Origin of the sequence: Streptococcus gallinaceus, from assembly GCF_024170225.1 — a bacterium.
GTDB lineage: Bacteria > Bacillota > Bacilli > Lactobacillales > Streptococcaceae > Streptococcus > Streptococcus gallinaceus.
This window is the reverse complement of sequence record NZ_JALJXU010000011.1, coordinates 20,352-43,237: the sequence shown is the minus strand read 5'-3', so window position 1 is coordinate 43,237 and position 22,886 is coordinate 20,352. Positions and strand designations below refer to the sequence as shown.

Genomic DNA, 22,886 nt, shown 5'->3' with positions numbered 1-22,886 from the left:
ATCCTGCTCCCGCAATATTGGCTCGGTAGCTCAGTTGGTAGAGCAATGGATTGAAGCTCCATGTGTCGGCGGTTCGATTCCGTCTCGCGCCATTAGGTCTTTATACCAAGTTTTTACTTGGGCGCGTAGCTCAGATGGTTAGAGCGCACGCCTGATAAGCGTGAGGTCGGTGGTTCGATTCCACTCGTGCCCATTAATATAGCATAATGGAGAATTACTCAAGAGGCTGAAGAGGACGGTTTGCTAAATCGTTAGGTCGGGTAACTGGCGCAAGGGTTCGAATCCCTTATTCTCCGTAGTTTACGAGAGTATCTAACGATATTCTCTTTTTTGTACTTAATTTGAAAGTGGAGGTTGAATTATGAATCGCTATAAAAAGTCTAGATTATTTATTATTGTCTCAGTGTTGAGTATTATTTCTCTTTCCTTTCTTTTTTTGACGACTAAGAATAGTGTAGAAATTCCACTTGTCTCTTCGGGTGCAAAAAATGTTGTTTCGGTTGTGAATGAAGTCTTATCAGGACCAGTTCGTTTTTTATCAGAGCGTAAAATGTTTTTTCAAGATTTAGTAGATACATATGGTGAGAACCAAGAATTGAAAAAGACTTTATCAACCCTTAAGGATGAGGCTACCGAAAATCAAACTTTGAAAAAAGAGAATGATAGCCTAAAATCTTCTTTGGGTTTAACGGAAGAAGCTGGAAATAGGGTCAAGATTCCTGCCTTGGTTTCTGTCCGGACTCCAGTTAGTTGGCTAAATAAAATGGTAGTGAACAGAGGTTCTTCTCAAGGGGTAACTTCTAATATGCTAGTGGTTGCTAATGGCGGAATTGTTGGTATTGTAACAGATGTTGAAGAGAATTCTGCGTCAGTTCAGTTATTCACGAGTTCAGCAGATTTCACAAAAGTTGCTGTTCGCATTTCAGCGGCTGGCGAGGCTGTGTATGGTATTTTGAGTGGTTATGATATTGAAAATAAGGCTTTTATCGTGTCACAATTAAACTCTTCTGCAGATATTGCAGTAGGAAGTCCAGTTGTTACAAGCGATTTAGCAGGGGATATGGCAGCTAATCTATCAGTCGGTCAGGTCAAATCTGTGAAGACAAGTAGTAATAATCTTAGCCGGGAACTATATGTATCGCCGTCAGCAGATTTTTCAGCTATTTATTCGGTTACACTTGTGGGTGGTGGAGATGAATAAGAAGTATTTATTATATCTAAGTCCGCTTATTTTCCTTATAGCTTTTTTGATTGATGGGCAACTGTCTACGCTGATAACCAATTGGCTTCCAGGCGCTATGACGGTATCAAGCCATATTCTCTTTATTTTGTCTATCTTTTATAGTGTTGATATGACATTGCGGGGGCAGCTGATTATTATGACGGCATTAGGAGCTCTTTATGATATATACTATTTGAATGTTCTAGGGATAGGATTGACAATCTTGCCTTTGATGGTGTATTTAATTTATTATTTTTACCAGCAGTTAAAATTTAATGTCTTATCGAATATTACAATATTATTGGTTGTACTGTTTGGATTTGAATTTGGTAGTTTTTTACTCGGGCGCTTATTTCATTTAACAAATCTATCTATGTATATGTTTGTATTTTATAATTTAGCCCCGACATTACTCTTTAATTGCCTGACATTAGTAGCTCTCCAGCCATTTTTTAAAAAAATTTTTGGAATAACAAACAAGACATAGAAATGTAACAAACGCGTAACATATAAACGCGTTTTTTTTGTTATTATTGTATAGTCAAAAAGATTAGAGGAGAGATTTAGATCTATGAAGAAAAAAATCTTAGCTGCTGCTTTGCTTAGTATTGTTGTATTGTCAAATGCAAGTAATTTTGCAGTAGTAAGTGCAGATGATGTGGACAGTAAGATTGCTGCACAGGATAGTAAAATTAGCTCAATCGAGTCACAACAAGCTTCTGCTCAATCACAAGTAGATAGCTTACAAGCAAAAGTTGATTCAATTGTGGCTGAACAAGCTAGCTTGAAAGCAGAAAATGAAAAATTGACGGCTGAATCGGAGGCTTTGAGCAAAGAAATCAAAACTTTGGCTGCGGATATCGTGTCACGTTCTTCTGCTTTGGAAAAACAAGCACGTAGCGCACAGACAGATGCTTCTGCTACAAGCTATATCAACACAATTTTAGATTCTAAGAATATTGCAGATGCAGTTTCTCGTGTGAATGCAATGCGTGAAATCGTTGCAGCTAACAACAAAATGTTGCAACAACAAAAAGCTGATAAAGAAGCAATTGCTAAGAAACAAGAAGCTAACCAAGCAGCTATCAATACAGTTGAAGCTAACTGGAAAAAATTAGATGATTCAGCTCAAGAATTGCAAACTCAACAAGCAAACTTGAAGGCTGCACAATTGAGCTTGGCTGCTGAAAAAGCAACTGCTCAAGATGAAAAAAACTCACTTCTTGCACAAAAAGCTGAAGCTGAGGCTGCTGCTAAAGCTGCAGCAGAAGCACAAGCTGCTTACTTGGCTCAACAAGCTGAAGTTGCTGCGAAACAACAACAAGCAGTTGCATCACCAGTTACAACTCAAGCAGTAGCTACTGGAACATCGGTTGCTGCGACATCAGCACCACAAGCAGTAGCAAGCTATACAGCGCCAGCAACTACAACTGTAAGTTACTCAAGTAGCGGCGTTAATACATACCCTGTAGGTCAATGTACTTGGGGCGTCAAAGAACAACTTGGTTGGGTTGGAAACAACTGGGGTAATGCAAATCAATGGCTTTACTCAGCAGCAGCGGCAGGTCGTGCTACTGGATCAACTCCACGTGTAGGTTCTATTGCTGTTTGGACAGCTGGTACATACGGTCACGTGGCAGTAGTAGTTGCTGTTAACGGATCACAAATCCAAGTTCAAGAGTCTAACTATGCAGGTAACATGTACGTAGGAAACTTCCGTGGTTGGTTTAACCCAGCTGCTGATGGTGTAGCAGGTTATATTTATTAATAAAACAAAAAAGACTAGGAAGCAGTTCTTAGTCTTTTATTGTGGAGAAATTTGCTCTGGATTTTGTTTGAAAATTGTCCAAAAAAGCGTTAAAATAGTAAAGTAGAAATAAATAGGAGGCAGTCATGTCATTTTCTGACTTAAAACTCTTTGCCCTTTCGTCTAATCAGGAGTTAGCTGCGAAAGTCGCAAGTAAAATCGGACTTCCATTAGGTAAGTCTTCAGTTCGTCAATTTTCTGATGGTGAAATTCAGGTTAATATTGAAGAATCTATTCGTGGTGCACATGTTTACATCCTTCAATCCACTAGTTCACCAGTAAATGATAATCTCATGGAAATTTTGATTATGGTTGATGCCTTGAAACGGGCTTCAGCTGAGTCAGTGAATGTTGTTATCCCTTATTATGGTTATGCACGTCAGGATCGTAAGGCACGTGCACGTGAGCCAATCACGTCAAAATTGGTAGCAAATATGTTGGAAACTGCTGGTGTTGATCGTGTCTTGACAGTTGATTTGCATGCAGCACAGATCCAAGGTTTCTTTGATATTCCTGTTGATCACTTGATGGGTGCTCCACTGATTGCGGATTATTTTGAGCGTCGTGGTATGGTAGGAGATGGTTATGTAGTTGTTTCCCCAGACCATGGTGGTGTAACTCGTGCGCGTAAATTGGCACAGTTCTTGAAAACACCGATTGCCATCATTGATAAACGCCGTAGTGTCGATAAAATGAACACTTCTGAGGTGATGAATATCATCGGTACTGTTGAAGGTAAAACATGTATCTTGATTGATGATATGATTGATACAGCTGGAACAATTTGTCATGCGGCAGATGCTCTTGCTGAAGCTGGTGCAGTTGCTGTATATGCTTCCTGTACACACCCTGTCTTGTCAGGACCTGCTATGGACAATATCACAAAATCAGCCATTGAAAAATTGGTGGTTTTGGATACGATTCAAATTCCTGAAGACCGTTTGATTGATAAAATTGAACAGATTTCAACAGCGGAATTGTTGGCAGAAGCCATCATTCGTATTCACGAAAAGCGTCCACTTTCACCACTTTTTGAGACTTCAAAAGATAAATAAGAAGGAGCTGGGGAGTAATCCTCGGTTTTTTCTATTGGGGAAGTCTTTCTTTAGACTTGTTAATTGTCAGAAAATTTCGTATGATAGTAGGAAAGAAAGAATGAGGTGCATTCGATGAAGTTAGAAAATTGTTTTAATAAAAATTTGAATCGGATTGAAGTGTCTATGATTCGCCAATTTGACCAATCGATATCAGACATTCCTGGAATTTTAAAAATGACGTTGGGAGAGCCTGATTTTACGACACCAGACCATGTAAAAGAGGCAGCCAAGCGCGCCATTGATGAAAATCAAAGCCATTATACTGGTATGTCTGGATTGTTGGAGCTGCGTCAGGCAGCATCAGAGTTTGTGTCAGAAAAGTACAATCTTTCCTATAAAGCTGAGAATGAAATTCTGGTGACAATTGGTGCGACAGAGGCTTTGTCCGCCTCCTTGGTAGCCATCTTGGAGCCAGGTGATACAGTCCTTTTGCCAGCGCCAGCTTATCCTGGTTATGAGCCGATTGTCAACATGGTAGGAGCAGATATTGTCGAGATTGACACGACGGAAAATGATTTTGTCTTGACGCCTGATATGCTTGAAAAAGCGATTGTGGAGCAGGGAGACAAGCTCAAGGCAGTTATTCTCAACTATCCTGCCAATCCAACTGGTGTGACTTATTCACGAGAGCAGATAGCTGCTTTTGCGGATATTTTGAAAAAATATCCTATCTTTGTATTGTTAGATGAGGTCTATGCAGAGTTGACATATACTGGACAGCCTCATACTTCAATTGCAGAGTTTTTACCAGAACAAACGATTTTAATTCAAGGTTTATCAAAATCGCATGCCATGACAGGTTGGCGGATTGGTTTAATTATGGCCAAAGAAGAAATCATCGCTCAGTTAATTAAGAGCCATCAATACTTGGTTACTGCTGCTTCAACTGCTATGCAATTTGGTGCTTTGGAAGCCTTGAAAAATGGAAAAGATGATGCGCTACCTATGCGGGAAGAATATCTGGTGCGCCGAGATTACATCATCGAAAAGATGACAGAGCTCGGATTTTACATTATCAAACCAGACGGCGCCTTTTATATTTTTGCAAAAATTCCTGCAGGTTACAATCAGGATTCTATGGCGTTCTTGCAAGAATTTGCACGTAAAAAAGCAGTTGCCTTGATTCCAGGTGCAGCTTTTGGTCGATATGGTGAAGGCTATGTGCGGATTTCTTATGCAGCAAGCATGGAGAAAATCCAGGAAGCTATGAAACGTTTGAAAGAATTTATGGAAGAACATGGAGAGAATTGAGACCAGAGGACTTGTTCTTTACAATCGGAATTTTCGAGAAGATGATAAGTTGGTGAAGATTTTTACAGAGAAGGCAGGCAAGCGAATGTTTTTCGTGAAACATGCATCAAAATCGAAGCTGGTAGCGGGAATTCAACCTCTGACGGTGGCAGATTTTATAGTGAAAATCAATGACGATGGCTTGAGTTATATAGAGGATTTTCATCAGGTTCAGCCTTTTAAGAAGGTCAATGAGGATATTTTCCAGCTCAGCTATGCTTCTTATATCGTTGCCTTGGCAGACGCTTGTCTTCAGGATAATATGCATGACCCAGCACTTTTTCGATTTTTGGAAAAGACCTTGGAGTTGATGGAAGAAGGCCTGGATTATGAGGTATTGACCAATATTTTTGAAATTCAGCTTTTGGGGCGATTTGGTGTGTCCTTGAATTTTCACGAATGTGGTTTTTGTCATCGTGTTGGTCTGCCATTTGACTTTTCCTATGCCTATTCGGGTTTGCTCTGTCCTCAGCATTATCAAGAGGATGAGCGGCGGAGTCATTTGAATCCCAATGTTCCTTATTTGATTGATCAATTTCAGGCTATTTCGTTTGATGAGTTGAAGACCATCTCATTGCAGCCAGAAATGAAGAAAAAATTACGGCTTTTTATCGATCAATTATACGAAGAATACGTTGGTATTCACTTGAAGAGTAAGAAGTTTATTGATGATCTTCAAAATTGGGGAGACGTCATGAAGGGTAAAAAGTGAGATGAGATTGTTTTCCGTGCTATAATAGGATGGAGTAATCGATGAGAGAGGTAAAGAATAACTATGAAAAAAATTGCAGTTGATGCTATGGGTGGCGACCATGCTCCTAAGGCTATTGTCGAAGGGGTTAATCAGGCTTTAGAGGCTTTTTCAGATATTGAGATTCAACTTTACGGTGATGAAAATAAGATTAAGCCCTATTTGACGGCAACAGAGCGTGTGAGCATTATCCATACGGATGAGAAAATTAACTCAGATGATGAGCCGGCTAAGGCCGTTCGTCGTAAGAAAAATGCTTCTATGGTATTGGCAGCCAAGGCTGTGAAAGAAGGACAAGCCGATGCAGTTCTTTCTGCAGGAAATACAGGAGCTCTACTTGCAGCTGGTATTTTTGTAGTGGGGCGTATTAAAGGAATTACGCGTCCAGGGCTATTGTCAACCTTGCCGACTACAGATGGTAAAGGGTTTGATATGCTAGACTTGGGAGCCAATGCTGAAAGCACAGCAGAGCACTTGCATCAGTATGCGGTTTTAGGTTCTTTCTATGCTGAAAATGTCCGCGGAATTGCTCGTCCACGCGTTGGTTTGTTGAATAATGGCACCGAAGAAACCAAGGGTGATCCTCTTCGCAAGGAGACCTTTGCACTTCTGTCACAAGAGCCGTCCATTCATTTTATTGGAAATGTAGAGGCGCGTGACTTGATGTCTGGAGTGGCAGATGTTGTCGTGACAGACGGATTTACAGGAAATGCTGTCCTCAAGTCTATCGAAGGAACAGCGATGGGAATTATGGGGCAACTCAAGTCTGCTATTGAAGGCGGAGGCTGGAAGGCTAAAATCGGTTATCTCTTTATGAAAGATAGCTTGCGGACTATGAAGAAGTCCTTGGATTATTCTGATGCTGGTGGTGCTGTTCTTTTTGGTCTCAATGCGCCAGTTGTGAAGGCACATGGTTCGAGTGATGCCAAGGCGATTTTTTCAACTATTCGCCAGGTTCGCTTGATGTTGGAAACGCAAGTCGTACCGAAGTCGGTTGAAAAATTCTCAGTAGTGGAGGAAACGAATGAGTAAAGAGAAATTATTTGAGCAGTTGATCGAGTTAATCGATGCAGAAAAACGTGCTCAGCTCGCTATCACGATGAATACCGAAATTGCGAGTTTTGCAGAGGACTCTGTCGAGTTGATGGAATTTGTCGTTACAGTGGAGGATGTCTTCGGAGTGGAGATTCCAGATGAAGCGATTGAAAGTTTCACAAGTGTGTCTGATTTGGTAGATTATATAGCTGAACAGAAATAACGTCCGTAAAATACGGACGTTATTTTTTATATTTATAAAAAAGTCTGTTTTTGATTTGTTTTTAAAAAATTGTGTGCTATAATCAAATCAACAAAGCGTGAAAGGCGAACGAAAACATGAAAAGAGATTTGGTTTATTCAGGTAAAGCAAAGGATATTTATAGCACAGAAAATGATGATTTGATTGTTTCGGTTTATAAAGATCAGGCGACCATGCTTAATGGAGCCCGAAAAGAGACGATTGCCGGGAAAGCAGTACTCAATAACCAGATTTCTTCTCTTATTTTTGAGAAATTAAACGCTGCGGGTATTGCAACACATTTTGTGGAAAAATTGTCAGAAACCGAACAATTGAATAAAAAAGTTGATATTGTTCCGTTGGAGGTTGTCCTTCGTAATGTGACTGCTGGTTCATTTTCAAAACGTTTTGGCGTGGAAGAAGGACTTGCTTTGGAGATGCCGATTGTTGAATTTTACTATAAGAATGATGATTTAGATGATCCATTTATCAATGATGAACATGTGACCTTCTTGAAGATTGCAACTGATGAGGATATTGCCTATATCAAGGCTGAAACACGTCGAATCAATGAACTTTTGAAAGATTGGTTTGATCAAATTGGTCTTCGCTTGATTGACTTTAAATTGGAATTTGGTAAGGATAAAAATGGCAAGATTATTTTGGCGGACGAATTTTCTCCAGATAACTGCCGACTGTGGGATGCTGAGGGGCGGCACATGGATAAAGATGTCTTCCGTCGGGAACTTGGTAGCTTGATAGATGTTTACAAAGAAGTGCTTGAAAAATTGCAGGAGCTTAAATAAAATGGATAAACGTATTTTCGTTGAGAAAAAGGCTAATTTTCAGATTAAATCAGAATCTTTGGTTAAGGAATTGCAACATAATTTGCAATTGAAAACCTTGAAAGATGTTCGGATCATTCAAGTGTATGATGTGTTTAACTTGGCAGAGGATTTGTTTGCGCGTGCGGAGAAACATGTTTTTTCTGAGCAAGTAACGGATACAATTTTGGACGAGGCGACTGTAGAAGCTGACTTAGCAAAGGCAGCCTTTTTTGCCATTGAGGCTGTTCCAGGTCAATTTGACCAACGTGCAGCGAGTTCACAAGAAGCCTTGCTTTTGCTTGGAAGTTCTAGCGATGTGGTTGTCAATACGGCTCAATTGTATTTGGTTAATGCTGATGTGGATGCTGATGAATTAGCGACTGTAAAAAATTACTTGTTGAATCCAGTCGATTCACGTTTTAAAGATATTACGGTTGCTATTCATCCGCAAGAATTTTCAAATTCTGATAAGACTATTCCAAATCTTGATTTCTTTGCAACGTATACAGCAGAAGATTTTGCAGCTTATAAGGCTCAAGAAGGTTTGGCAATGGAAGTTGATGACCTTCTGTTCATTCAAGATTACTTTAAATCAATCGGTCGTGTACCAACTGAGACAGAATTGAAAGTCTTGGATACGTACTGGTCTGACCATTGTCGTCATACCACTTTCGAGACGGAGTTGAAATCAATTGATTTTTCAGAGTCTAAATTCCAAGCACAATTGCAAGCAACCTATGATAAATACATTGCCATGCGTAATGAACTTGGTCATTCTGAAAAACCAGAAACTCTTATGGATATGGCGACAATCTTTGGTCGTTATGAACGTGCTAACGGGCGCTTGGATGACATGGAAGTGTCTGATGAAATCAATGCCTGCTCGGTTGAGATTGAAGTGGACGTTGATGGTGTCAAAGAGCCTTGGCTCCTTATGTTCAAAAATGAAACCCACAACCACCCGACAGAAATCGAACCATTTGGTGGTGCTGCAACTTGTATCGGTGGAGCCATTCGTGACCCGTTGTCAGGGCGTTCTTATGTTTACCAAGCTATGCGTATCTCAGGAGCTGGCGACATCACGACTCCAATCGCTCACACGCGTGCTGGTAAATTGCCTCAACAAATCATCTCTAAAACAGCGGCGCATGGCTATTCTTCATATGGTAACCAAATCGGTCTTGCAACAACTTATGTGCGCGAGTATTTCCACCCAGGTTTTGTCGCTAAGCGTATGGAGCTTGGTGCTGTTGTCGGCGCTGCTCCTAAGAAAAATGTTGTCCGTGAAAAACCAGAGGCTGGTGATGTGGTTATCCTCCTCGGTGGGAAAACAGGTCGTGACGGTGTCGGTGGTGCGACCGGTTCTTCTAAGGTTCAAACGGTTGAGTCTGTGGAAACAGCTGGCGCTGAAGTCCAAAAAGGGAATGCCATCGAAGAACGTAAAATTCAGCGTCTTTTCCGCAATGGCGATGTGACTCGTCTCATCAAGAAATCAAATGATTTTGGCGCTGGTGGAGTCTGTGTCGCTATCGGTGAATTAGCTGACGGTCTTGAGATTGATTTGAATAAGGTACCACTCAAATACGCTGGTCTTAACGGAACCGAAATTGCCATCTCAGAATCACAAGAACGTATGTCAGTTGTAGTTCGTCCCAGTGATGTGGACCAATTTATCGCCGAATGTGCTAAGGAGAATATCCATGCGGTTGTGGTGGCAATCGTTACTGAAAAACCAAACCTTGTCTTGACTTGGAATGGTCAAAAAATCGTCGACTTGGAGCGCAGTTTCCTTGATACAAACGGTGTGCGCGTGGTGGTTGATGCCAAGGTGGTTGACAAAGCAGTTGACCTTCCAGGACAAATTGACACGTCAGCTGAGACGCTTGAAGCTGATGCGCTAGCCATGCTTTCAGACTTGAATCATGCCAGTCAAAAAGGTCTTCAAACCATTTTTGACTCATCTGTTGGTCGTTCAACCGTCAACCATCCAATCGGTGGTCGTTACCAAATCACACCAACTGAGGCTTCTGTTCAAAAGCTTCCAGTTCAAAATGGTGTGACCAAGACCGCATCTGTTATGGCACAAGGTTTCAACCCATATCTGGCTGAATGGTCACCTTACCACGGTGCAGCTTATGCAGTGGTCGAAGCGACAGCGCGCTTGGTTGCAACAGGTGCCAACTGGTCTAAAGCGCGCTTCTCTTATCAAGAATACTTCGAGCGTATGGACAAACAGGCAGAACGCTTTGGTCAACCTGTGTCAGCCCTTCTTGGTTCTATCGAGGCGCAAATTCAACTTGGTTTGCCATCAATCGGTGGCAAGGACTCCATGTCTGGAACCTTTGAAGAATTGACAGTGCCACCAACCTTGGTAGCCTTCGGGGTGACAACCGCAGACAGCGACAAGGTACTTTCTCCTGAGTTTAAGGCCGTAGGTCAAAACATTTACTACCTTGCAGGTCCTGCTCTTGGTCAAGATATCGACTTTGATACGATCAATGCTAACTTTACAGCCTTTGAAAAGATTCAGGCTGAGCACACTGTTACAGCAGCGTCAGCCATTAAATACGGCGGTCTTCTTGAAAGCCTTGCCTTGATGAGTTTTGGTAACCGTATCGGTGCCTCTGTCAATGTGGCAGAGCTTGACAAGGTCTTGACAGCGCAACTTGGTGGTTTCGTCTTCACGTCAGATGAAGAAATTGCTGGCGCGGTTAAAATTGGTCAAACAACCGCTGACTTTACAGTGGTTATCAACGATGTGCTTCTTTCAGGTGACAAGCTCCTCTCAGCCTTTGAAGGCAAACTTGAAGAGGTTTACCCAACAGAATTCGAACAAAGCACCGCACTTGAAGCAGTGCCAGCAGTGGCTTCAGATGCTGTGATTACAGCCAAAGGAACTGTTGACAAACCATTGGTTTACATCCCTGCTTTCCCAGGAACAAACTCCGAATATGACTCAGCTAAAGCCTTTGAACAAGCAGGTGCAGCAGTCAACTTGGTGCCATTTGTCACCTTGAACGAAACTGCTATTGCTGACTCAGTTGACACCATGGTTGCTAACATTGAAAAAGCCAATATCATCTTCTTTGCGGGTGGCTTCTCAGCAGCTGATGAGCCAGATGGCTCTGCTAAGTTCATCGTCAATATCTTGCTCAATGAAAAAGTTCGCGCAGCTATTGACGCCTTTATCGAACAAGGTGGTCTCATCATCGGTATCTGTAATGGTTTCCAAGCCCTTGTCAAATCAGGTTTGCTTCCTTATGGTAACTTTGAGGAAGCTGGCACAACTAGTCCGACGCTCTTCTACAACGATGCCAATCAACACGTCGCTAAGATGGTGGAAACACGTATCGCTAATACCAATTCACCATGGCTTGCGGGCGTGCAAGTCGGTGATATTCATGCCATTCCAGTGTCACATGGTGAAGGTAAATTTGTCGTGACAGCAGAAGAATTTGCAGAACTTCATGATAATGGTCAAATTTGGAGTCAATACGTTGACTTTGATGGCAAGCCAAGCATGGACAGCAAGTACAATCCAAACGGTTCAGTCAATGCCATCGAAGGGATTACCAGCAAGAACGGTCAAATCATCGGTAAAATGGGGCACTCAGAACGCTGGGAAGATGGTCTCTTCCAAAACATCCCAGGAAACAAAGACCAACATCTCTTTGAATCAGCTGTAAAATACTTTACAGGCAAATAAGGCGAACGCAGTGAGCCTATAATCATACTTACCGCTGTGGCAAGAGTAACCTAACAATGTATTTGTTAGGTTACTGGGGAACTTTGAGACCTTAGGCTCAAAGTTAAGGTATGAGACATCGAAGATGGTTGCTACCGTCCCTGCCACCTAAGGTAAGTATAGAAAAAAGTGTTATATTAGGAAAAACAATGACATACGAAGTAAAATCATTAAACGAAGAATGCGGTGTCTTTGGAATCTGGGGGCACCCACAGGCAGCACAAGTAACTTATTTTGGGCTACATAGTTTGCAGCACCGAGGTCAAGAGGGGGCAGGCATTATCTCAAATGATGCAGGCAAACTCCTCCAGCATCGTAATACCGGTCTGCTCTCAGAAGTTTTTAAACATCAGGAAGATTTGGAGCAATTAACAGGTAGTGCGGCCATTGGACATGTTCGCTATGCAACAGCAGGCACAGCCTCTATCAATAACATCCAGCCCTTTCTCTATAATTTCACAGATGAGCAGTTCGGCCTTTGCCACAATGGGAACTTGACCAATGCCCTTTCCCTAAAAAAAGAATTGGAGCATCAGGGAGCTATTTTTAATGCTTCATCAGACACTGAGATCTTGATGCACCTGATTCGTCGCAGCCACCATCCAGACTTCATTGGAAAAGTCAAAGAGGCGCTGAATACGGTAAAAGGTGGCTTTGCTTATCTTCTCATGACAGAAGACAAGCTCATCGCTGCGCTTGATCCCAACGGTTTTCGTCCCCTGTCGATTGGTCGGATGAAAAATGGTGCATGGGTTTTAGCTAGTGAAACCTGTGCCTTTGAAGTCGTTGGTGCCGAGTGGGTGAGAGACGTTAAGCCTGGGGAAATCATCATCATTGATGACAAGGGGATTACCTATGACCAGTACACCACAGACACTCAGCTAGCCATTTGCTCTATGGAGTATGTCTACTTTGCTCGTCCAGACTCGACCATTGCTGGAGTTAACATTCATACGGCTCGTAAAAATATGGGGAAAAGGCTGGCGCAGGAATTCAAGCATGAGGCTGATATCGTGGTCGGTGTGCCCAACTCGTCACTCTCAGCAGCTATGGGCTTTGCCGAAGAATCCGGACTTCCAAACGAGATGGGCTTGGTAAAAAATCAATACACCCAGCGCACCTTCATTCAACCCACACAAGAATTGCGTGAGCAAGGCGTACGGATGAAGTTATCTGCTGTTTCAGGAGTGGTCAAAGACAAGCGCGTGGTCATGATTGACGATTCTATCGTACGTGGGACGACCTCTCGCCGCATCGTGCAATTACTGCGTGAAGCAGGAGCCAAGGAGATCCATGTGGCGATTGGCAGTCCAGAGCTTAAGTATCCTTGTTTCTACGGCATTGATATTCAGACACGGCGTGAGTTGATTTCAGCCAATCATACTGTTGATGAAGTCTGCAAGATTATCGGTGCAGATAGTTTGACCTACCTCTCCTTAGATGGTTTGATTGACTCCATTGGTCTTGATACTGATGCGCCAAATGGTGGTCTCTGTGTGGCTTACTTTGATGGCCATTATCCAACGCCGCTTTATGATTACGAGGAAGCCTATCTGAAAAGTTTAGAAGAAAAAAGTAGTTTTTACATTGATGAGGTCAAGTAACAGCTCTGCTATTTTCCAAAAAGAAAGGAATAAAAATGTCTGAAAAGAAAAATGCATACGCTCAGTCAGGTGTTGACGTTGAAGCGGGTTACGAAGTGGTTGAGCGCATCAAAAAACACGTGGCGCGGACCGAGCGTGCGGGTGTCATGGGAGCTCTCGGTGGTTTTGGAGGGATGTTTGATCTGACAGCGACCGGCGTCAAAGAGCCGATTCTTATCTCTGGAACTGATGGTGTGGGCACCAAACTCATGTTGGCTATCAAGTATGACAAGCATGACACGATTGGTCAGGACTGTGTGGCCATGTGTGTTAATGACATCATTGCAGCAGGTGCAGAGCCGCTCTATTTCTTAGACTACGTAGCGACTGGGAAAAATATTCCTGCTAAACTGGAGCAAGTGGTAGCCGGTGTGGCTGAAGGTTGTGTTCAAGCTGGCGCCGCTCTTATTGGTGGCGAAACGGCTGAAATGCCTGGTATGTATGGCGAAGACGATTACGATTTGGCTGGTTTTGCGGTCGGCGTAGCTGAAAAATCACAGATTATTGACGGTTCAAAAGTCAAGTCTGGTGATGTTCTGCTCGGCCTTGCTTCGTCAGGAATTCATTCAAACGGTTATTCGCTTGTCCGCCGTGTCTTTGCGGATTACACAGGTGAGGAAGTCCTTCCTGAATTGGAAGGCAAGAAACTCAAGGATGTTCTTCTTGAGCCAACCCGTATTTATGTGAAAGCCTTGCTTCCATTGATTAAGGGAGGTTTGGTCAACGGGATTGCCCACATCACAGGTGGTGGTTTCATCGAAAATGTGCCTCGTATGTTTGCTGATGATTTGGCTGCTGAGATTGAGGAAGACAAGGTGCCAGTTTTACCGATTTTCAAAGCCCTTGAAACATACGGTGAGATTAAGCACGAAGAGATGTTCGAGATTTTCAACATGGGTGTCGGCATCATGCTGGCTGTTAGCCCTGAAAATGTTGCGCGTGTCAAAGAGTTTCTTGATGAGCCTGCTTATGAGCTTGGTCGTATTGTGGAAAAAGTTGGCGCTAGCGTGGTGATTAAGTAATGGCCAAAAAGATTGCAGTATTTGCCTCGGGGAATGGCTCCAATTTTCAAGTCATTGCCGAGCAATTTCCGGTAGAGTTTGTCTTTTCAGACCATCGAAACGCCTATGTCCTAGAGCGTGCTGAGCAATTAGGTGTGCCTAGCTATGCCTTTGAACTCAAGGAATTCGATAGCAAGGCAGATTATGAAGAAGCTATTGTTGAGTTGCTGGCTGAACATGAAATCGATTTGGTGGTGCTGGCTGGTTACATGAAGATTGTCGGGTCAACGCTGCTTTCTGCCTACGAAGGTCGTATCATCAACATCCACCCAGCCTATTTGCCAGAATTTCCAGGTGCACACGGTATCGAGGACGCTTGGAATGCAGGTGTGGCTGAATCAGGCGTGACCGTTCACTGGGTGGATAGCGGTGTTGACACAGGTAAAATCATCAAACAAGTGCGCGTGCCGTGCTCAGCTGACGATACCATTGAGATTTTTGAAGCAAGGATTCATGAGGCAGAGTATCAGTTGTATCCGGAGGTTTTGGAGAGTTTTGGAGTGGTAAAAAAAGGTTAAACTTTGCTACAATGAAACTATGAAACGATTAAAAGATTTGAAATTAGCAGAGCTTATTTTTGGAAATTGGGAAGAGACAATCATTTTGTCTTGTTTGCAAGGTGTTATGGGAGAGGTTTGGGTAGATGGTGATAGTCAACCCCAATCTGCTCTTGCAAAACTTGGAAAAGAGGTTGCGTTTGGTTTTTTAGCAGGACGACCAAATACAGACTTGCTTGAATTGTGTCGGGGGCAAGATATTATTTTAGTCCCGCAAAATCAAGCATGGGCAAATTTGATAGAAGCGACATATAAAGAAAAAGCACATGCTTTTACACGCTACGCTACCAAGAAAAATACGGATTTTGATGACAAAATGTTGAAAGACATTGTTTTGGGCTTACCGAAAGAACTTGAGCTGAGATGCATCGACCAGCAAATTTATGATGCTTGTCTTGAGGAAACATGGTCTCAGGATTTAGTGGCTAACTATGATAATTTTTTGCATTATCAACAGTTTGGTGTAGGCGTTGTTATATTACATAAAGGCCAAATGGTAGCAGGAGCATCCTCTTATTCGACCTATCAAGATGGTATCGAGATTGAAATTGACACACATCCTGATTATCGCAGAAAAGGATTGGCCAAGATTGCTGGGGCGAAGTTGATTTTAGAATGCTTGGCGCGCGGTCTTTATCCAAGTTGGGATGCACATACAAAGGTTTCGCTTCATTTAGCTCTACAACTCGGTTATGAATTTTCTCATGAATACAGAGCTTATGAAATTGATTGGAAAAAGGAGAAAAAATGACAAAACGTGCACTAATCAGTGTTTCTGATAAAGCTGGCATTATTGATTTTGCTAGTCAACTGAAAAAATTAGGTTGGGAAATTATCTCAACAGGTGGGACTAAGAAGGCTCTTGACGAAGCTGGTCTTGAGACCATCGCCATTGACGATGTAACTGGCTTTCCTGAGATGATGGATGGCCGCGTTAAGACCCTTCATCCTAAGATTCACGGTGGTCTTTTGGCACGTCGTGACCTTGATAGCCACCAAGAAGCTGCTAAGGAAAATAACCTCGAGATGATTGACCTTGTGGTGGTTAACCTTTACCCATTCAAGGAAACTATCCTCAAACCCGATGTGACTTACGCGGATGCGGTTGAAAATATTGATATTGGTGGACCATCAATGCTTCGTTCAGCAGCAAAGAATCACGCTAGCGTTACCGTTGTGGTGGACCCTGCGGACTATGTCGTGGTCTTGGATGAATTGGCTGACGCTGGTGAGACAACCTATGCCACTCGCCAACGTTTGGCAGCCAAGGTTTTCCGCCACACAGCAGCCTACGATGCCTTGATTGCTGAGTATTTCACAGCACAAGTGGGAGAGGCTAAGCCTGAAAAATTAACGCTCACCTACGACCTCAAACAGCCAATGCGCTACGGAGAAAACCCACAACAGGATGCTGATTTCTACCAAAAAGCTATTCCGACAGACTATTCAATCGCTTCAGCCAAACAGCTCAACGGAAAAGAATTGTCCTTCAACAATATCCGCGATGCTGATGCGGCTATTCGTATCATTCGTGACTTCAAGGACCGTCCAACAGTTGTTGCCCTCAAACACATGAACCCTTGTGGTATCGGGCAGGCAGACGATATTGAGACAGCTTGGGACAATGCTTACGCTGCTGATCCGGTTTCTATTTTCGGAGGAATCGTCGTCTTGAACAGAGAAGTTGATGCGGCGACAGCTGAGAAAATGCACCCAATTTTCCTTGAAATCATCATAGCACCGTCTTACTCTGAAGAAGCGCTAGCCATTTTAACCAATAAAAAGAAAAATCTTCGTATCTTAGAGTTGCCATTTGACGCCCAAGACGCCAGCGAAGTCGAAGCTGAATACACAGGTGTGGTTGGTGGACTTTTGGTGCAAAATCAAGACGTGGTCAAGGAAAGCCCAGCTGACTGGCAAGTGGTGACAGACCGCCAACCAACCGAGCAAGAAGCGATTGCTATGGCATTCGCTTGGAAGGCCATCAAGTACGTCAAATCAAACGGTATTTTGGTAGCCAATGACCACATGACACTAGGTGTCGGTTCAGGTCAAACTAACCGTGTTGGAGCAGTCAAAATCGCTATCGAAGCAGCCAAAGACCGCCTTGACGGCGCTGTTCTTGCTTCCGATGCCTTCTTCCCATTTGCGGACAATATCGAAGAAATTGCTGCCGCAGGTATCAAGGCCATTATTCAGCCAGGTGGTTCCGTCAGAGACCAAGAGTCGATTGATGCGGCCAATAAGCACGACATGACCATGATTTTCACAGGTGTTCGTCATTTTAGACATTAAGATTTGTGTAAGAAATCTTTTAGGAAAACTTAAGCTAGCAGGACTATACTACAGTCAGTCCTAGCAGTAGTTGTCATCCAATTGTTACGGTTCTGCGAACCTGACTCTTGGGACATCTTTGCATAGATATTCGTAAGTTGCTAAAGCAACAACGGATATCGTAAAAATTTTTACTGGCAAATCCAGTATCCATATCTGTAACTAGAAATAACTCGACTTTGGTCGGGTTTTTCTTTTGCAAAAAAAGGCACAAGATGTGCCTTTGAGTTTAGTTTGGGTAAATGTAGGCTGCGACACCGTCGGAAATGGGATTGAACCAGCCGCGGAAGTCTCCAAGATACATCTTGCCTGCATAATTTGATTCTTGTACGCGAATTTGGCTAGAGCTACGAACCTCGGTTACGAAAGCGACATGGCCAAATGCCCCACTTGTCCAGACAGCGATGGATCCAACTTTTGGAACATTTCCGATTGTGAATCCAGCTTTTTTAGCAGACTCAGCCCAGGTGTTGGCATTTCCCCACCAGTTTCCAACCCAAGGGGCGACTTCTTTGACTCCCCAGGTGCATTGGCCAACGGGATAGGTATTTGGTGTGCTTTCTTTCTGAGTAGCAGTGATATCCATGGTGGTTGCTTTTAACCCTTTTCCGTTTTGGTAGATATGCACGTTGTATTTTCCGATTCCTTTGTGATTGGTCAAGGGGAGTTTCAGACTGTAGGTTTTATCTGCTGAAAGGGTTGTCTTGTACCATTTCAAGTCATCTTGTCCATTTTCATCTGACCAAATAGCGAATTGCACATCGCCTGATCCATAGATATTTTTAGCGGTGAGTTGCATGGTGCTTGCGGCGATAAATTGAGAGCTGAAGGCTAGGGGTAATTTTGCGGCGGTCAAGTCCACTGTAGGTTGAGCATAACCTGTGCGTGTCCCGTCTGTATAGGTCACGTAGACATGATTTTGGTAGATTCCGGTGTGATTTTGGTGTTCTTGAAAATCTACCGCTACTTGATAGTTACCATTGATGAGATTGGCTTTCCGCCATTTGATATTGGCCTGCTTATCCATAGACCAAGTCGCGACATCAACGGATTTTATCTTCTTTGACTGCAATGTTTCTTGGGTGAGTACCTGATAGGTTTCTGTTGTCTGATTGACATTTCCGTAGGTGATGGTCGGTTTTGGCTGTAGCGGGACATGTCCATTTTCGACAAGAGTTGTAGCTTTTACTACATATTTTTGAGTGTCTTGCCCATTTTCTTTGATATAAACGTGGCTTTCGTAATTGCCCAAATTAAAGTTATGTGCATTGAGAGGGATGCGCAAACGATAGCTACCATCGTCATTTTTAGTAGCGCTGTACCAAACAATGTCATTCTGCCCATTTTGACTGGACCAAGTTGGAATCTTGACTTCAGTGGTGGTTTCTGGCAGATTTTGGACAGTAATATCAATCGCACCGACTTCGGAAATGGTCGAAGTCAGACTGACGGGTGATTTGGAGCGGGTAAAGGCTCCTGCATCTAAAAAGACCAATCGATCCTGGATAATGATATAGGCATGCACCGTATAGTTTCCGTAGCCAGTATGGTTGGCAAGAGAAAACTCAGTCTGCTCTTTGTCGGCGAGATACCACTTAATGTCGTCTTGCCCGTTTTCATTGGACCAGACAGCGTATTGGATTTTATAGCCTTCTTGTTGTGGAGAACGACGGTAAGAGATTATGACGTTCTGGTCTTTTTGTTCAATTTTGATTGGTTGAGTGAGAGTAGTTGGGTCTGTTGGAATGGGTTGAGCTAAATTTTTACTATCTGATCGAGGGCTGATTTCTTCAGCCCGACTGTCAATTGGAAAACTCGCAGTAGCTAAGACGGCAGCTGATAACAACAAAAATTTAGAATATTTTTTCATAAAATTCCTCCTGCCTTAACTATTCGCATTCGCTGGTGAAAGTGCAGGGATTTTATTTTATTGAAAATGTAAGCTGATAATTCCGAACGTTAGTAAAGAAATACAGGTGAATTATTTATAAAACGAACAAATGTGGTATAATATTTTTATAAAATTCGTCTTAAAGGGGAAGTTATGAAGCTCTTGGTTGTTGGTTCAGGTGGTCGTGAGCATGCGATTGCTAAGAAGTTATTGGAGTCTGATGGTGTTGAACAGGTCTTTGTGGCACCTGGGAATGATGGTATGACCTTGGATGGCTTGGATTTGGTGGATATCGCTATTTCTGAACATTCTAAGTTGATTAATTTTGCTAAAGCAAATGATATCGATTGGACCTTTATAGGTCCGGATGATGCGCTAGCGGCTGGTATCGTTGATGATTTCAATCAGGCTGGGCTCAAGGCTTTTGGTCCGACTCGTTTGGCAGCGGAGCTAGAATGGTCAAAAGATTTTGCCAAGGAAATCATGGTCAAATACGGCGTTCCGACAGCAGCCTATGGCACATTTTCCGACTTCGAAAAAGCTAAGGCCTACATCGAGGCGCAGGATGCGCCTATCGTGGTCAAGGCGGATGGGCTGGCGCTAGGTAAGGGCGTGGTCGTGGCAGAGACGGTCGAGCAGGCGGTAGAAGCAGCTCAGGACATGCTGCTGGACAATAAGTTCGGGGATTCTGGTGCGCGCGTGGTCATCGAAGAATTTTTGGATGGGGAAGAGTTCTCCCTCTTTGCCTTCGTCAACGGCGACCAGTTTTACATCATGCCGACAGCTCAGGATCACAAACGTGCCTTTGACGGCGACAAGGGTCCAAACACAGGTGGTATGGGTGCCTATGCACCAGTTCCCCACCTGCCTCAGTCAGTGGTGAATACAGCCGTTGAAACCATCGTCAAACCAGTCCTTAAGGGCATGATTGCTGAGGGGCGTCCTTATCTTGGCATCCTTTACTGTGGTCTCATCTTGACAGCGGACGGACCAAAGGTCATCGAGTTCAACGCCCGCTTTGGCGACCCAGAAACTCAGATTATCCTCCCTCGCCTGACGTCAAATTTCGCTCAAAACATCAGCGATATCCTCGATGGCAAGGAGACAAACATCACTTGGACGGACAGTGGCGTAACTCTCGGTGTGGTCGTTGCCTCAAACGGCTACCCGCTCGCCTACGACAAAGGCATGGAGCTCCCAGAGAAGACTACTGGCGACATCGTCACCTATTACGCAGGCGCTAAGTTTTCGAAAAGTGGTAGAGCACTGCTATCAAACGGTGGTCGCGTTTACATGTTAGTCACCACAGCAGACACCGTCCAAGCTGTGCAAGACCTCATTTACAACCAACTTAAAACCCAAAACACAGAAGGTCTTTTCTACCGGACAGACATCGGAAGCAAGGCAGTGAAATAATAAAAATTTACCTAATAACTTAGCAGCTCAGCTATTGCGAGCGAAGCGAGCCACCCCCGATAATGGTCGCCGTGGTGAAAAGACCGTAACTGAAAGTTACGGTCGAGGGAAACCTTGAGACCTTAGGCTCAAGGTTTAGGAATGAAACCGCAGGTTTGCTTCCTACCTCACCACATAAGACCATTATCAAAAAGAAAAGGATATTCATATGCAACCAGTCATTTCCATCATCATGGGCTCAAAATCCGATTGGGCCACCATGCAAAAAACTGCTGAAGTCTTGGTTTATTTCCAAGTTCCATACGAAAAAAAAGTCGTCTCTGCCCACCGCACCCCTGACCTCATGTTCAAACATGCTGAAGAAGCCCGCGGTCGTGGCATCAAAATCATCATCGCAGGTGCGGGCGGCGCTGCCCACTTACCAGGTATGGTCGCTGCCAAAACAACCCTTCCTGTTATCGGTGTTCCCGTCAAATCGCGCGCCCTCAGCGGTGTTGATTCCCTCTATTCTATTGTTCAGATGCCGGGTGGGGTGCCTGTGGCGACCATGGCTATTGGTGAAGCGGGAGCTACAAACGCTGCCCTCACAGCCCTCCGAATTCTCGCTATCGAGGACCAAAACTTGGCGGAGGCGCTAGCCCATTTTGCAGAGGAGCAAGGAAAAATCGCGGAGGCTTCAACGGATGAACTCATCTAAAACCATCGGCATTATCGGAGGCGGGCAATTGGGCCAGATGATGGCAATCTCGGCTATCTACATGGGCCACAAGGTGGTGACTCTGGATCCGACGGCTGACTGCCCAGCATCGCGCGTGTCGGACATGATTGTGGCTGACTACGACGACGTTGAGGCTTTGGCGCAATTAGCTGCGCGCTGTGACGTGCTTACCTATGAGTTTGAAAACGTGGACGCAGACACCTTGGACAAGGTCACCAAGCCAGGACAATTGCCACAGGGAACGGACCTCCTGCGCATCTCCCAAAACCGTATTTTTGAAAAAGACTTCCTGTCAAACAAGGCTGGCGTCACTGTGGCACCCTACAAGGTTATCATATCAAGTCTAGACCTAGAAAAACTAGACCTGTCTAAAAACTATGTCCTCAAAACCGCAACAGGTGGCTACGATGGACATGGGCAAGTGGTTATCAACTCTCAAGAAACTCTGGCTGACGCGATGGAATTGGCAAATCATGCCGAGTGTGTCTTGGAAGAATTTGTGACCTTCGACCTTGAAATCTCGGTCATCGTGTCAGGCAATGGCAAGGACGTGACGGTCTTCCCAGTCCAAGAAAACATCCATCGCAACAACATCCTATCAAAAACCATCGTCCCAGCCCGCATTTCTGAAGAACTGGCAGAAAAAGCCCAAGCTATGGCAGTGCAAATTGCCAAGCGGTTGGACCTATCAGGAACCCTCTGCGTTGAAATGTTTGTGGCGGGTGACCAGATTTTGGTTAACGAAATCGCACCTCGTCCCCACAACTCAGGACATTATTCCATTGAAGCCTGCGACTTTTCACAGTTTGATACTCATATCCTAGGTGTTCTCGGACAACCCTTGCCACTAATCCACCTCCATGCACCAGCCATCATGCTTAATGTTCTCGGCCAACACATGGAAGCCGCGCAAGCCTTTTGTCACGAAAATCCTAGCGCCCATCTCCACCTTTATGGTAAACTAGAAGCGAAGCACAACCGCAAGATGGGGCATGTGACCTTGTTTGGGGATGCGGATAGTGTGGAGGAGTTTAAGGAGGTCATTTGTGGTAGATAGTGATACTTATAAAACATTTAAATGTGAGTATTTTGATGTCTTTGAATATATTCATAACCAAAAAGTTCCCTTTGGTTTGGAAAGGTGGATTGGATATATTGATGTCGAAAATTATGTTCAGAATGCTGTCGAATATTTAGATGATTATATTCGAGTAGAAAATATAGAATTCAATCAACAAAGTGGACTATATT

The 22,886-nt window shown here is 43.7% G+C and carries 19 protein-coding genes and 3 tRNA genes; 21 read left to right on the top strand and 1 reads right to left on the bottom strand.

Going from position 1 to position 22,886, the window contains the following annotated elements; all coding sequences use genetic code 11:
• Positions 1-19: 19 nt before the first annotated feature.
• The 18 genes from J2T50_RS10310 (at position 20) to purH (ending at position 17,571) form a co-directional block, all read left to right on the top strand.
• A tRNA-Phe gene (locus tag J2T50_RS10310) sits at positions 20-92 on the top strand.
• 27 nt (positions 93-119) lie between these two features.
• A tRNA-Ile gene (locus J2T50_RS10305) sits at positions 120-193 on the top strand.
• Between the two features lie 15 nt (positions 194-208).
• Positions 209-296, top strand: a tRNA-Ser gene (locus J2T50_RS10300).
• Between the two features lie 65 nt (positions 297-361).
• Entirely contained in the window at positions 362-1,201 is an 840-nt protein-coding gene (gene mreC, locus J2T50_RS10295; protein ID WP_253366343.1) for a rod shape-determining protein MreC, read from the top strand.
• Positions 1,194-1,709 carry a rod shape-determining protein MreD gene (mreD, locus tag J2T50_RS10290; RefSeq protein ID WP_253366341.1) on the top strand — a complete coding sequence of 172 codons (516 nt, stop codon included), beginning with the start codon at positions 1,194-1,196 and terminating at the stop codon, positions 1,707-1,709. Before mreC ends, mreD begins: the two co-directional genes overlap by 8 nt.
• Positions 1,710-1,793: 84 nt before the next feature.
• Positions 1,794-2,990 carry a peptidoglycan hydrolase PcsB gene (pcsB, locus tag J2T50_RS10285; RefSeq protein WP_253366339.1) on the top strand — a complete coding sequence of 399 codons (1,197 nt, stop codon included), beginning with the start codon at positions 1,794-1,796 and terminating at the stop codon, positions 2,988-2,990.
• 125 nt (positions 2,991-3,115) lie between these two features.
• Positions 3,116-4,084: a ribose-phosphate diphosphokinase gene (locus tag J2T50_RS10280; protein ID WP_253366337.1), complete on the top strand. Its 969-nt coding sequence runs from the start codon at positions 3,116-3,118 to the stop codon at positions 4,082-4,084.
• Between the two features lie 114 nt (positions 4,085-4,198).
• Positions 4,199-5,377, top strand: coding sequence for a pyridoxal phosphate-dependent aminotransferase (locus tag J2T50_RS10275; protein WP_253366335.1), 1,179 nt, complete (start codon positions 4,199-4,201; stop codon positions 5,375-5,377).
• A complete protein-coding gene (gene recO / locus J2T50_RS10270; RefSeq protein ID WP_253366333.1) occupies positions 5,364-6,128 on the top strand; it encodes a DNA repair protein RecO in 765 nt (254 codons plus the stop codon). Before J2T50_RS10275 ends, recO begins: the two co-directional genes overlap by 14 nt.
• Before the next feature lie 63 nt (positions 6,129-6,191).
• A complete protein-coding gene (gene plsX / locus J2T50_RS10265; protein ID WP_253366331.1) occupies positions 6,192-7,199 on the top strand; it encodes a phosphate acyltransferase PlsX in 1,008 nt (335 codons plus the stop codon).
• Complete coding sequence (locus tag J2T50_RS10260) at positions 7,192-7,425, top strand: phosphopantetheine-binding protein (protein WP_253366329.1); 234 nt, start codon at positions 7,192-7,194, stop codon at positions 7,423-7,425. The genes plsX and J2T50_RS10260 overlap by 8 nt, the downstream gene beginning before the upstream one ends.
• Before the next feature lie 116 nt (positions 7,426-7,541).
• Positions 7,542-8,249 carry a phosphoribosylaminoimidazolesuccinocarboxamide synthase gene (gene purC / locus J2T50_RS10255; RefSeq protein WP_253366327.1) on the top strand — a complete coding sequence of 236 codons (708 nt, stop codon included), beginning with the start codon at positions 7,542-7,544 and terminating at the stop codon, positions 8,247-8,249.
• A gap of 1 nt (position 8,250) precedes the next feature.
• Positions 8,251-11,976, top strand: coding sequence for a phosphoribosylformylglycinamidine synthase (locus J2T50_RS10250; RefSeq protein ID WP_253366325.1), 3,726 nt, complete (start codon positions 8,251-8,253; stop codon positions 11,974-11,976).
• 188 nt (positions 11,977-12,164) lie between these two features.
• Entirely contained in the window at positions 12,165-13,619 is a 1,455-nt protein-coding gene (gene purF / locus J2T50_RS10245; RefSeq protein ID WP_253366323.1) for an amidophosphoribosyltransferase, read from the top strand.
• Between the two features lie 35 nt (positions 13,620-13,654).
• Entirely contained in the window at positions 13,655-14,680 is a 1,026-nt protein-coding gene (gene purM / locus J2T50_RS10240) for a phosphoribosylformylglycinamidine cyclo-ligase (RefSeq protein ID WP_253366321.1), read from the top strand.
• Positions 14,680-15,237, top strand: coding sequence for a phosphoribosylglycinamide formyltransferase (purN, locus tag J2T50_RS10235; protein ID WP_253366319.1), 558 nt, complete (start codon positions 14,680-14,682; stop codon positions 15,235-15,237). Before purM ends, purN begins: the two co-directional genes overlap by 1 nt.
• A gap of 19 nt (positions 15,238-15,256) precedes the next feature.
• Entirely contained in the window at positions 15,257-16,027 is a 771-nt protein-coding gene (locus J2T50_RS10230) for a GNAT family N-acetyltransferase (protein ID WP_253366317.1), read from the top strand.
• Complete coding sequence (gene purH / locus J2T50_RS10225; RefSeq protein ID WP_253366315.1) at positions 16,024-17,571, top strand: bifunctional phosphoribosylaminoimidazolecarboxamide formyltransferase/IMP cyclohydrolase; 1,548 nt, start codon at positions 16,024-16,026, stop codon at positions 17,569-17,571. The genes J2T50_RS10230 and purH overlap by 4 nt, the downstream gene beginning before the upstream one ends.
• 268 nt (positions 17,572-17,839) lie before the next feature.
• Here the strand turns inward: purH and J2T50_RS10220 are convergent, their stop codons facing one another.
• Positions 17,840-19,480 carry a GBS Bsp-like repeat-containing protein gene (locus J2T50_RS10220; RefSeq protein ID WP_253366313.1) on the bottom strand — a complete coding sequence of 547 codons (1,641 nt, stop codon included), beginning with the start codon at positions 19,478-19,480 and terminating at the stop codon, positions 17,840-17,842.
• Between the two features lie 174 nt (positions 19,481-19,654).
• On the opposite strand from J2T50_RS10220, the gene purD reads away from it, so the two are divergent.
• From purD to purK, 3 genes are all read left to right on the top strand, one after another.
• Positions 19,655-20,917 (top strand): phosphoribosylamine--glycine ligase, encoded by a 1,263-nt coding sequence (gene purD, locus J2T50_RS10215; protein ID WP_253366311.1) that lies wholly within the window; start codon positions 19,655-19,657, stop codon positions 20,915-20,917.
• Between the two features lie 208 nt (positions 20,918-21,125).
• On the top strand, positions 21,126-21,614 hold the full coding sequence (purE, locus tag J2T50_RS10210; protein WP_253366309.1) for a 5-(carboxyamino)imidazole ribonucleotide mutase: 489 nt from the start codon (positions 21,126-21,128) through the stop codon (positions 21,612-21,614).
• Positions 21,601-22,692, top strand: a complete 1,092-nt coding sequence (purK, locus tag J2T50_RS10205; protein ID WP_253366307.1) for a 5-(carboxyamino)imidazole ribonucleotide synthase — start codon at positions 21,601-21,603, stop codon at positions 22,690-22,692. Before purE ends, purK begins: the two co-directional genes overlap by 14 nt.
• Positions 22,693-22,886: the final 194 nt, after the last annotated feature.